Consider the following 11,483-nt stretch of genomic DNA (forward strand, 5'->3'; position numbering starts at 1 on the left):
GCGCGTTATCAGAAAATACGTTCCTGGTGCACCCATACCGCGGCTTCAACACGTGATTTGAGCTTCATTTTCTTCAGCATATGCTTCACGTGAACTTTTACCGTGCTTTCGGTGATGTCCAGGCGGCGGGCGATCATCTTGTTAGGCAGGCCCTGGGCGATGAGCTTAAGAATATCGCGTTCGCGCGGCGTCAGTTGGGTAACATCACGGTCGGACGTTGCACGATTGGCGCGTAGGCTGGCGGCCAGAACCGGCGTTAAGGCTTCGCTCAGCACCATTTCACCGGCAGCCGCTTGCTGCAATGCTTTCAGCAAATCTTCCGGCTCCATATCTTTCAGCAGATAACCGTCGGCACCGCGCTTCAGTGCAGTAACCACGTCTTCTTCATGATTGGATACGCTAAACACGACGATACGGCCTGACAGTGATTTCTCACGCAGCTTGTCGAGTGTTTCCAGACCGTTCATGCCGGGCATGTTGAGATCAAGAAGGATCAGATCGGGATCAAGGGATTCTGCCAGCTCGATACCCTGCTCACCATTGCTGGCTTCGCCGACAACGGTGATATCGGGCGCCATGCTGACAAGCTGTTTTACACCGGTTCGCAGCATCGGATGATCGTCGATCAACAGGATGGTTGCCGGTTCCAGATTACTCATGGGTATCTCCTTGGACTTCTGTGAAGTTTGTTTCGGGAATAAAAGTGACAGCAACTTCAGTACCGCCTGTCTCGCGACGGCGTACACGGCAATCGCCGCGCAAGCTCTGCGCACGGTCGCGCATGATTATCATGCCGTAGTGGTTACTGCGTTCGGCGTTTTCCGGTACGCCGCAGCCGTTATCTTGCACTGTAAGTTTGACCTGCTTACCATTTTGCACCACCGTCACGACTACTTCATCGGCCTGAGAGTGTTTGAGGGCGTTGCTCAGGGCTTCGCGCGCAATTTGTAGCAGGTGAATCGCCTGATGCGAAGGGACCAGACGCGGTGGCAGCTGATAATCCAGCTTAACCGTAAAACCAAAACGCGCACTGTATTCCTGACAGCTGGCTTCCAGCGCCGGTCTTAATCCAGGTTCCGTCAGTTGTAAACGGAAGGTCGTTAACAGCTCGCGCAGTTGCGCCCAGGAGGCGTTCAACTCGTTACGAATCTGACTGAGCAGCTCGCGGCAGTTATCTGAAAGCGCATCGCCCTGCATCTGCAAACAGCTCACCTGCATCTTCATACAGGAGAGCGATTGTGCAATAGAATCATGAAGTTCGCGCGCAATGGTGGCACGCTCTTCCATCACGATCAACTGCTGCTGACGCTCCTGATGCCTGTCGAGTGCAAGCGTTGCGGTCAGTTGCTCAACCAGGGTATCAACCAGTTGCTGCTGATCGTGGCTGAGATGGCGTCCGTACGGCAAAGTCGCGAGCAGGATACCATACTGAGTATGGGCGTCGGTTAGCCGCCATTTCAGTGTGATACCGCCGTCAATGGCGGGTAGCGTACCGCGCGGACACAAATGGCAGCCTTTCTCATCACAGCTGACATTGGACTGGCAGGTAAATTCCTGATGATTATCTTCATCTTCCAGATCATAGACCCGCAGTTCAATATCATGCAGCAGGGTCAAATTTTGCAGACCGTTCAGTACCGGAGAGAGGCGTTCGCACAACGGCACCTGAGAGTGCAGGCGGCGGTTGGCTTGCCACAGGAAAGAGAGGATCTGATTTTTGTGCTCCAGACCCGCCGTTTTCTCCTGTACCCGCTGTTCCAGCACCGCGTAACTTTCGGCCAGTTCTTCCGACATATTATTCAGCGCCGAGCCCAGCGCTGCCATCTCATTACGTCCACTGATATGTGCGCGTTGGGTAAAATCACGTTGACTGACGGCTCGCGCCATCGCCAGCAGTTGTTTCCACGGCTGTAACAGGCGCACGCGCAGCCAGATAATGGTGAAGACCAGCAGCAACGCCATAAATACAGCCATCAGGCGATGCAGCAGAACGACGCGTTCAATGCGTAATTCGGTGGTATGGTCAAAGGCGGTGACCAGCTTATCCAGTCCGCCCACAAAGCGCCTGACATCCTGCGCAACCGCATCAGGCGTTTGCGCATGCGCAAGCCCCGGTGCCAGTTTGGTGTGCCAGTAATCCTGTAAGGCTTTTAATTGCGCCTGTTGTCCGTCACGCTGCGCGGCACGCGTCAATTCCGGGCTAAACGCCGTTTGCTCCATTTCATCCAGTAGTGGTTGATCGTTGGCGTCCAGCGGTATGGCCGCCAGCAGGCGATAGCTTTGCATGCGTAGCGATCCCGCTTTGTTGATTGCATGCGCGCTACCCTGAACGCCCTGAACCAGCCAGCCAGAGACTGCCATACCCGCCACGCCGATGGCAGTAGACAATAAAACAATCAGCGCCACCTGGTTGACCAGCGTAAGCGGGGAAAGACAACGTTTAAACATGGTGACTTGTTCCTTCGGGTTTTCGTAAAACCGAAAACCTTATTGAATGACGATTCTGCTGCAGGCAGTGGCGTTATTCTCGGCGATACACTGGAGTATACCCATACCTCAAACGGGCTACCCCTTAATTGCCGCCAGAGGGAGAGATCCTAAACGAGGGGGAGTAGGGGACGACAGAAGCGTGAAAAACCACATCTTTTTTACCGAAGTTATGTACTCATTTAGGATGATGATAAATTTCAGGCATCAATAATGACACCTTTTCCTTTGATTTATATCAACTTACCTCCAGCTGTAAACCCTAATGTGGCAGGCATCGAAACAAGTATCAGAGGTGTCTATGAGTCACTCATCTGCCCCGGAAAGGGCATCTGGAGCTGTAATTACCGAATGGCGGCCGGAAGATCCCGCCTTCTGGCAGCAGCGTGGTCATCGAATCGCCAGCCGTAACCTGTGGATTTCCGTCCCTTGCTTGCTGCTGGCGTTTTGCGTGTGGATGTTATTTAGCGCCGTGGCGGTGAACTTACCGAAAGTCGGATTTGATTTCACCACTGAACAACTGTTCATGCTGACGGCATTACCTTCGGTGTCCGGCGCGCTGCTGCGTGTACCGTACTCCTTTATGGTCCCCCTGTTTGGTGGACGTCGCTGGACGGCGTTCAGCACCGGTATCCTGATCATTCCTTGCGTATGGTTAGGTTTTGCGGTGCAGGATACCTCCACGCCATTTAGTACCTTTATCATTATCTCGCTGTTGTGCGGTTTTGCCGGCGCGAACTTTGCCTCCAGCATGGCAAACATTAGCTTCTTCTTTCCAAAACAGAAACAGGGCGGCGCGCTGGGTCTGAACGGTGGTTTGGGTAACATGGGCGTCAGCGTGATGCAGTTAGTCGCTCCGCTGGTGGTTTCACTGTCAATCTTTGCCGCATTTGGCAGCCAGGGTGTTGAACAACCGGATGGTACGCAGCTGTATCTGGCAAACGCTGCATGGATTTGGGTCCCGTTCCTGGCTGTTTTAACGCTGGCCGCATGGTTTGGTATGAATGAACTGGCAACCTCAAAAGCTTCGCTGAAAGAGCAATTGCCGGTGCTGAAACGCGGGCACCTGTGGATTATGAGCCTGCTGTATCTGGCAACCTTCGGTTCATTTATCGGTTTCTCTGCCGGTTTCGCGATGCTGTCAAAAACGCAGTTTCCTGAGGTACAGATCCTGCATTACGCCTTCTTTGGACCGTTGATTGGCGCTTTGGCTCGTTCAGCAGGCGGCGCAATCTCTGACCGACTGGGGGGGACCCGTGTAACGCTGGTGAACTTCGTGCTGATGGCTATTTTCAGTGCCTTACTGTTCCTGACGCTGCCATCAAACGGTGTCGGTGGCAACTTCATCGCCTTCTTTGCGGTGTTCCTGGCGCTGTTCCTGACGGCTGGTCTGGGGAGTGGTTCAACCTTCCAGATGATTTCCGTTATCTTTCGCAAGCTGACGATGGACAGAGTGAAAGCTGAAGGCGGTTCAGAAGAGAAAGCGATGCGTGAGGCGGCGACCGACACCGCGGCAGCGCTGGGCTTTATCTCAGCTATTGGTGCGATCGGCGGCTTCTTTATCCCGAAAGCATTCGGTACGTCCCTGGCATTAACTGGCTCTCCGGTCGATGCGATGAAAGTATTCCTGATCTTCTATGTCGCCTGTGTGGTTATCACCTGGGCGGTGTACGGACGTCATTCTAAAAAGTAAAAAAGTAGTAACTGTTGATTATCCATTGCGCGGTGTTAGACCGCGCTTTTTTTTGCCTGCAATTAGTTACAACATACTTTTATATTATGACGCGACAACAGCCTGTTAGAACGGCGCTCGTAATATGCTAAACAGGGGGGATACCCCTTAATACCCACTTATAAAGAATTTAACATTTGTATGATAAGTGAGTTTAAAAAAATCAATAAAATTCAATATGTTGATTGATTTATCGATATCCCACTAAGGGGGTATGTCAAAATCGGCCCTCAATTTTCATCCCTGCCTGCCTTGATCGTTATCAATTCTCACGCCCTTTCAGAGCGTTACCTTCGCTCTCAATCAAGCAATGTCGATTTATCAGAGAGCCGTCAGGCTCCTACAGGAGAAAACCGATGAGTAAATTCCTGGACCGGTTTCGCTACTTCAAGCAGAAGGGCGAAACCTTTGCCGATGGGCACGGCCAGCTTCTCAATACCAACAGGGACTGGGAGGATGGATACCGCCAGCGTTGGCAGCATGACAAAATCGTGCGTTCAACCCACGGTGTAAACTGCACCGGCTCATGCAGCTGGAAAATCTATGTGAAAAATGGTCTGGTGACCTGGGAAACCCAGCAAACTGACTACCCACGCACTCGTCCAGATATGCCCAACCACGAGCCTCGCGGCTGCCCGCGTGGTGCAAGCTATTCATGGTATCTCTACAGCGCTAACCGTCTGAAATACCCGCTGATGCGCAAACGTCTGATGAAGATGTGGCGTGAAGCAAAAAGACTGCACAGCGATCCGGTAGATGCATGGGCATCCATTATCGAAGACGCCGACAAAGCAAAAAGCTTCAAACAAGCGCGTGGTCGTGGTGGATTCGTTCGTTCTTCCTGGCAGGAAGTGAATGAGCTGATTGCCGCATCTAACGTTTACACCATCAAAACCTATGGTCCTGACCGCGTCGCAGGCTTCTCGCCGATCCCGGCGATGTCGATGGTTTCTTATGCGTCCGGCGCACGTTATATGTCGCTGATTGGCGGGACCTGCCTGAGCTTCTATGACTGGTACTGTGACCTGCCGCCAGCTTCCCCGCAGACCTGGGGCGAGCAGACCGACGTACCGGAATCTGCCGACTGGTATAACTCCAGCTACATTCTGGCATGGGGCTCTAACGTACCGCAGACCCGTACCCCGGATGCGCACTTCTTTACTGAAGTTCGTTATAAAGGCACCAAAACAGTAGCAATTACCCCGGACTACGCAGAAATCGCCAAACTGTGCGACCTGTGGCTGGCTCCGAAGCAGGGAACCGATGCGGCGATGGCAATGGCGATGGGTCATGTCATGCTGCGCGAGTTCCACCTCGATAACCCGAGCCAATATTTCACCGACTACGTTCGTCGTTATACCGACATGCCAATGCTGGTGATGCTCGAAGAGCGCGACGGCTACTATGCTGCTGGTCGTATGCTGCGTGCTGCGGATCTGGTTGACTCTCTGGGCCAGGAAAATAACCCGGAATGGAAAACTGTCGCTATTAACAGCAACGGCGAAATGGTTGCGCCAAACGGTTCAATTGGTTTCCGTTGGGGCGAAAAAGGCAAATGGAACCTTGAGCAGCGCGATGGCACGTCCGGTGATGAAACTGAACTGCAGCTCAGCCTGCTGGGTAGCCAGGATGATATCGCTGAAGTGGGCTTCCCGTACTTTGGTGGCGAAGGCACCGAGCACTTCAGTAAAGTCGAACTGGAAAACATTCTGCTGCATAAATTGCCCGTTAAACGCCTGCAACTGGCCGATGGCTCTACGGCGCTGGTGACCACAGTTTACGATCTGACTATGGCCAACTACGGCCTGGAACGTGGTCTGAACGATGAAAACTGCGCGACCAGCTACGATGACGTGAAAGCGTACACGCCAGCGTGGGCAGAAAAAATTACAGGTGTATCACGTTCTCAGATTGTGCGCATCGCCCGTGAATTTGCGGATAACGCAGATAAAACGCACGGTCGTTCGATGATTATCGTCGGCGCCGGTTTGAACCACTGGTACCACCTCGATATGAACTATCGTGGCCTGATCAATATGCTGGTGTTCTGTGGCTGTATCGGCCAGAGCGGCGGCGGCTGGGCCCACTACGTAGGGCAGGAAAAACTGCGTCCGCAAACTGGCTGGCAGCCGCTGGCGTTTGCTCTTGACTGGCAGCGTCCGCCTCGTCATATGAACAGTACCTCCTACTTCTATAACCACTCCAGCCAATGGCGCTATGAGACGGTGACTGCGCAGGAACTGCTGTCCCCGATGGCAGACAAATCCCGCTATAGCGGTCATTTGATTGACTTTAACGTTCGCGCTGAACGTATGGGCTGGTTACCGTCGGCGCCGCAGTTAGGGACTAACCCGCTGTATATCGCGAAAGAAGCGCAGAAAGCAGGTATGACGCCGGTGGACTACACCGTTAAATCCCTGAAAGAAGGTTCTATTCGCTTTGCGGCAGAGCAGCCGGAAAACGGTAAAAACCATCCGCGTAATCTGTTTATCTGGCGTTCAAACCTGCTCGGTTCTTCCGGTAAAGGCCACGAGTACATGCTCAAGTATCTGCTGGGTACTGAACATGGTATTCAGGGCAAAGATCTCGGCCAGCAGAGCGGCGTGAAGCCAGAAGAAGTGGAATGGCAGGATAACGGACTGGACGGCAAACTGGATCTGGTCGTTACGCTGGACTTCCGCCTGTCGAGTACCTGTCTGTATTCCGATATCGTGCTGCCGACCGCTACCTGGTATGAAAAAGACGACATGAATACCTCGGATATGCATCCGTTTATTCATCCTCTGTCTGCGGCCGTTGACCCGGCCTGGGAATCGAAGAGCGACTGGGAAATCTATAAAGCCATCGCCAAGAAATTCTCTGAAGTTTGTGTGGGCCACCTCGGTAAAGAAACCGACGTCGTTACGCTGCCGATACAGCACGACTCCGCCGCTGAACTGGCGCAGCCGCTGGACGTGAAGGACTGGAAAAAAGGGGAATGCGACCTGATTCCAGGTGTTACGGCACCGCACATCATGACCGTTGAGCGTGATTATCCGGCAACCTACGAGCGTTTCACCTCCATTGGTCCGCTGATGGAAAAAATCGGTAACGGCGGTAAAGGGATTGCCTGGAACACCCAGAGCGAAATGGATCTGCTGCGTAAGCTCAACTACACCAAGGCTGACGGTCCGGCGAAAGGCCAACCGATGCTGGATACCGCAATTGATGCTGCTGAGATGATCCTGACGCTGGCTCCGGAAACTAACGGTCAGGTTGCCGTTAAAGCCTGGGCGGCGCTGAGTGAATTTACCGGTCGTGACCATACGCATCTGGCGCTGAATAAAGAAGACGAAAAAATTCGTTTCCGCGACATCCAGGCGCAGCCGCGCAAAATTATCTCCAGTCCGACCTGGTCAGGTCTGGAAGATGAACATGTGTCTTATAACGCCGGTTATACCAACGTTCATGAGCTGATCCCATGGCGTACGCTGTCTGGTCGCCAGCAGTTGTATCAGGATCACCAGTGGATGCGTGACTTCGGTGAGAGCCTGCTGGTGTATCGTCCGCCAATCGACACCCGTTCGGTGAAAGCGGTGATCGGCGAGAAATCTAACGGTAACCCGGAAAAAGCGCTCAACTTCCTGACGCCGCACCAGAAATGGGGTATCCACTCCACCTACAGCGACAACCTGCTGATGCTGACGCTGTCTCGCGGTGGTCCGATTGTGTGGATGAGTGAAGTTGATGCGAAGGATCTTGGTATCGAAGATAACGACTGGATCGAAGTCTTCAACAGCAACGGGGCGCTGACGGCGCGTGCAGTTGTCAGCCAGCGTGTGCCGGCCGGGATGACCATGATGTACCACGCGCAGGAACGTATTGTTAACCTGCCGGGTTCTGAAATCACCCAGCAGCGCGGCGGGATCCACAACTCGGTAACCCGTATTACGCCGAAACCAACTCACATGATCGGTGGTTATGCGCAACTGGCATACGGCTTTAACTACTACGGTACCGTCGGTTCAAACCGCGATGAGTTCGTAGTTGTACGTAAGATGAAGAACATTAACTGGTTGGATGGCGAAGGCAATGACCAGGTACAGGAGAGCGTAAAATGAAAATTCGTTCACAAGTCGGCATGGTGCTGAATCTCGATAAGTGCATCGGCTGCCACACCTGTTCAGTGACCTGCAAAAACGTCTGGACCAGCCGTGAAGGTATGGAGTACGCCTGGTTCAATAACGTCGAAAGTAAGCCTGGCGTTGGCTTCCCGAACGACTGGGAAAACCAGGAAAAATGGAAGGGCGGTTGGATCCGTAAAATCAATGGCAAGCTGCAGCCGCGCATGGGTAACAAAGCACTGCTGCTGGGTAAAATCTTTGCTAACCCGCATCTGCCGGGCATGGATGATTACTATGAGCCGTTTGATTTTGACTACCAAACGTTGCACAACGCCCCAGCAGACAGTAAGGCGCAGCCGATTGCCCGTCCGCGTTCGCTGATCACCGGTCAGCGGATGGATAAAATCACCAGCGGTCCGAACTGGGAAGAAATTTTGGGGGGCGAGTTCGAAAAACGCGCCAAAGACCAGAACTTCGAAAACATGCAGAAGGCGATGTACGGTCAGTTCGAAAATACCTTCATGATGTATCTGCCGCGTTTGTGTGAGCATTGCCTTAACCCGGCGTGCGTGGCGACCTGCCCAAGCGGCGCTATCTACAAGCGTGAAGAAGATGGCATCGTGCTGATCGACCAGGATAAATGCCGCGGTTGGCGTATGTGTATCACTGGCTGCCCGTATAAGAAGATCTACTTCAACTGGAAGAGCGGGAAATCTGAGAAGTGCATTTTCTGCTACCCGCGTATCGAAGCCGGTCAGCCGACCGTTTGTTCCGAAACCTGCGTAGGCCGTATTCGTTACCTCGGCGTACTGCTGTATGACGCAGATGCGATTGAAAGTGCGGCAAGCACGGAGCACGAGAAAGATCTGTATCAGCGTCAACTGGACGTGTTCCTCGATCCGAACGATCCGGCTGTTATTGAACAAGCGCTGAAAGATGGTATTCCGTTGAGCGTCATTGATGCTGCACAGCAGTCGCCGGTTTACAAAATGGCGATGGACTGGAAGCTGGCGCTGCCGCTGCATCCGGAATACCGCACGCTACCGATGGTCTGGTACGTGCCGCCTTTGTCACCGATCCAGTCTGCCGCCGATGCGGGCGAGCTGGGCAGCAACGGTATTCTGCCGGACGTTGACAGTCTGCGTATCCCGGTTCAGTACCTGGCGAACCTGCTGACCGCAGGCGACACTCAGCCGGTACTGTTGGCGCTGAAACGTATGCTGGCGATGCGTCACTACAAACGTGCGGAAACCGTTGACGGTAAAGTTGATACCCGTGCGCTGGAAGAGGTGGGCTTAAGCGAAGCGCAGGCACAGGAAATGTATCGTTATCTGGCGATTGCTAACTACGAAGATCGTTTCGTGGTACCGAGCAGCCATCGTGAACTGGCGCGTGACGCGTTCCCGGAGAAAAGCGGTTGTGGCTTTACCTTCGGTGACGGTTGCCACGGTTCTGATACTAAATTCAATCTGTTCAACAGCCGCCGCATCGACGCTGTCGATGTGACCAGCAAAACGGAGCCGCACCAATGATTGAACTTGTCATTGTTTCGCGTCTGCTCGAGTACCCGGATGCTGCCTTGTGGCAGCATCAGCAGGAACTTTTCGATGCACTCGCGTCATCTGAGAACCTGGATAAAGAGGATGCCCAGACTCTGGGCATTTTCCTGCGCGATCTCACCGCGCAGGACATGCTGGATGTGCAGGCAAGCTATAGCGAACTGTTTGACCGTGGCCGCGCCACCTCGTTGCTGCTGTTTGAACATGTACACGGCGAGTCCCGCGATCGTGGTCAGGCTATGGTTGACCTGATGGCGCAGTATGAACAGCACGGTCTGCAGCTCGACAGCCGCGAACTTCCCGATCATCTGCCGCTGTATCTGGAATACCTTGCGCAGTTGCCGAAAAGCGAAGCATTAGGGGGGTTACAGGATATCGCGCCGATTCTGGCGCTGCTCAGCGCTCGCTTGCAACAGCGTGAAAGCCGTTATGCGGTGCTGTTCGATCTGCTGTTAAAACTGGCGAATACCGTTATCGACAGCGATAAAGTGGCTGAAAAAATTGCAGATGAAGCGCGTGACGATACCCCACAAGCGCTGGATGCGGTCTGGGAAGAAGAGCAGGTGAAATTCTTCGCCGATCAGGGGTGTGGTGAGTCGGAAATTTCCGCTCACCAGCGTCGTTTTGCCGGGGCCGTTGCGCCGCAGTATCTGAATATCACCACCGGAGGACAGCAATAATGCACTTCCTGAATACGTTCTTCTTTGACATCTATCCGTACATCGCGGGTTCTGTCTTTCTGATTGGCAGTTGGCTGCGTTATGACTATGGGCAGTATTCCTGGCGCGCGGCTTCCAGTCAGATGCTGGATCGCAAAGGGATGAACCTGGCGTCAAACCTGTTCCACATCGGGATCCTGGGGATTTTTGCCGGGCACTTCCTTGGCATGCTGACACCACACTGGATGTATGAAGCGTGGCTGCCGCTTGAAGTGAAACAAAAGATGGCGATGTTCGCGGGTGGTGCCAGTGGTGTGATGTGTTTGATTGGCGGCGTCCTGCTGCTGAAACGCCGCCTGTTCAGCCCACGTGTGCGGGCGACCACTACCGGAGCGGACATTCTGATCCTCTCCCTGCTGGTGATCCAATGTGCGCTGGGCCTGCTGACCATTCCGTTCTCCGCCCAGCATATGGACGGCAGCGAGATGATGAAGCTGGTGAACTGGGCGCAGACAGTGGTGACCTTCCAGGGGGGGGCGTCTCAATATCTGGATGGCGTCGCGTTCATTTTCCGTATGCACCTGGTGCTGGGTATGACGCTGTTCCTGTTGTTCCCGTTCTCGCGTCTGGTGCACATCTGGAGCGTTCCGGTCGAATATCTGACGCGCAAATACCAGATTGTTCGTGCGCGTCATTAATCGGTTATCTGTGTAAGACAAGACCCCGCTCCGGCGGGGTTTTTTTACGACTAATTGCCGGATAAGCATAGTGCATCAGGTAAATTGCCGACCCGAATTGAGGCTTGATCGAGGGCAGAATATGAGACATTACAGATGGATTGGATGCTGGTGCTTTATGAAGTGATGGTGGTGGGGGAAGGATTCGAACCTTCGAAGTCGATGACGGCAGATTTACAGTCTGCTCCCTTTGGCCGCTCGGGAAC

At 53.5% G+C, this 11,483-nt stretch carries 7 protein-coding genes; 5 read left to right on the forward strand and 2 right to left on the reverse strand.

Translation table 11 applies throughout. The features are described from left to right. Positions 1 to 8 precede the first annotated feature (8 nt). On the reverse strand, positions 9 to 659 hold the full coding sequence (gene narL, locus OGV93_RS17805; RefSeq protein ID WP_003020756.1) for a two-component system response regulator NarL: 651 nt from the start codon (positions 657 to 659) through the stop codon (positions 9 to 11). After that, on the reverse strand, positions 652 to 2,448 hold the full coding sequence (narX, locus tag OGV93_RS17810; RefSeq protein WP_016156734.1) for a nitrate/nitrite two-component system sensor histidine kinase NarX: 1,797 nt from the start codon (positions 2,446 to 2,448) through the stop codon (positions 652 to 654). The genes narL and narX overlap by 8 nt, the downstream gene beginning before the upstream one ends. A gap of 340 nt (positions 2,449 to 2,788) precedes the next feature. Between narX and OGV93_RS17815 the strand changes: the two genes are divergently transcribed. The 5 genes from OGV93_RS17815 (at position 2,789) to narI (ending at position 11,238) form a co-directional block, all read left to right on the forward strand. Next, entirely contained in the window at positions 2,789 to 4,180 is a 1,392-nt protein-coding gene (locus OGV93_RS17815; RefSeq protein ID WP_016153284.1) for a NarK family nitrate/nitrite MFS transporter, read from the forward strand. A 395-nt stretch (positions 4,181 to 4,575) separates the two neighbouring features. Continuing rightward, a complete protein-coding gene (locus OGV93_RS17820; protein WP_047358964.1) occupies positions 4,576 to 8,319 on the forward strand; it encodes a nitrate reductase subunit alpha in 3,744 nt (1,247 codons plus the stop codon). After that, positions 8,316 to 9,854 carry a nitrate reductase subunit beta gene (gene narH, locus OGV93_RS17825; protein ID WP_003833388.1) on the forward strand — a complete coding sequence of 513 codons (1,539 nt, stop codon included), beginning with the start codon at positions 8,316 to 8,318 and terminating at the stop codon, positions 9,852 to 9,854. The genes OGV93_RS17820 and narH overlap by 4 nt, the downstream gene beginning before the upstream one ends. Then, positions 9,851 to 10,561 carry a nitrate reductase molybdenum cofactor assembly chaperone gene (gene narJ / locus OGV93_RS17830; protein WP_016153282.1) on the forward strand — a complete coding sequence of 237 codons (711 nt, stop codon included), beginning with the start codon at positions 9,851 to 9,853 and terminating at the stop codon, positions 10,559 to 10,561. Before narH ends, narJ begins: the two co-directional genes overlap by 4 nt. Further along, complete coding sequence (gene narI, locus OGV93_RS17835; RefSeq protein WP_200048939.1) at positions 10,561 to 11,238, forward strand: respiratory nitrate reductase subunit gamma; 678 nt, start codon at positions 10,561 to 10,563, stop codon at positions 11,236 to 11,238. The genes narJ and narI overlap by 1 nt, the downstream gene beginning before the upstream one ends. The last annotated feature ends 245 nt before the right edge of the window (positions 11,239 to 11,483 follow it).

This window comes from Citrobacter sp. Cb031 (genome assembly GCF_030336725.1).
In the GTDB taxonomy this organism is placed as follows: Bacteria; Pseudomonadota; Gammaproteobacteria; order Enterobacterales; family Enterobacteriaceae; genus Citrobacter; species Citrobacter braakii.

Bases quoted from the DNA above. Each gene is read 5' to 3' on its own strand.
- narJ (WP_016153282.1), top strand. From the start codon at position 9,851: ATGATTGAACTTGTCATTGTTTCGCGTCTGCTCGAGTACCCGGATGCT.
- OGV93_RS17820 (WP_047358964.1), top strand. From the start codon at position 4,576: ATGAGTAAATTCCTGGACCGGTTTCGCTACTTCAAGCAGAAGGGCGAA.
- narH (WP_003833388.1), top strand. From the start codon at position 8,316: ATGAAAATTCGTTCACAAGTCGGCATGGTGCTGAATCTCGATAAGTGC.
- narI (WP_200048939.1), top strand. From the start codon at position 10,561: ATGCACTTCCTGAATACGTTCTTCTTTGACATCTATCCGTACATCGCG.
- narL (WP_003020756.1), bottom strand. From the start codon at position 659: ATGAGTAATCTGGAACCGGCAACCATCCTGTTGATCGACGATCATCCG.
- OGV93_RS17815 (WP_016153284.1), top strand. From the start codon at position 2,789: ATGAGTCACTCATCTGCCCCGGAAAGGGCATCTGGAGCTGTAATTACC.
- narX (WP_016156734.1), bottom strand. From the start codon at position 2,448: ATGTTTAAACGTTGTCTTTCCCCGCTTACGCTGGTCAACCAGGTGGCG.